General features: G+C 72.1%; 1 protein-coding gene and 1 pseudogene. One reads left to right on the top strand and one right to left on the bottom strand.

Going from position 1 to position 441, the window contains the following annotated elements; genetic code table 11:
• A partial coding sequence (locus AC1DOP_RS27305) for a hypothetical protein (protein ID WP_477254425.1) occupies positions 1-232 on the top strand: 232 nt, incomplete at its 5' end.
• An 18-nt stretch (positions 233-250) separates the two neighbouring features.
• Here the strand turns inward: AC1DOP_RS27305 and AC1DOP_RS27310 are convergent.
• Positions 251-441, bottom strand: a pseudogene (locus AC1DOP_RS27310) (D-aminoacylase); the annotation flags it as partial.

Raw genomic sequence — 441 nt, forward strand, 5'->3', positions numbered from 1 at the left:
CGCCTACGGCGCCAAGGAGCTGCACGTGCTGGAAGACGTACTGCGCCAGCGCGACCGCAAGACCATGCGCGCGGTGGCCGACCGCATCGCCGGCAAGGTGGGCTGGACCCGCCTGCCCGAGGAGGACGACTACGACTTCCTCAGCGCCTACTACGCGGCCCTGCGCAAGCGGCTCGAGGCGCGCCTGCTGATGGGCGTGCGGCGGCGCGACAAGCACGACACCGCGCGCTGAGGCGAAAGGCTGGGGTGATCAGGCGGCCGAGCGCAGGAAGCGGCCGGCGCGCTCGCCCACGACGTCGCCGTCGCTCCAGGCCAGGGCGCCGTTGACGAAGACGTGCTCAACCCCTCTGGCCGGGCGCGTGGGGGCCTCGTAGGTGGCCTGGTCGATGATCGTCTCGGCGTCGAAGACCGTCAGGTCGGCCTTCATGCCCACGGCCACCC

Source organism: Massilia sp. 01N410, assembly GCF_056399665.1.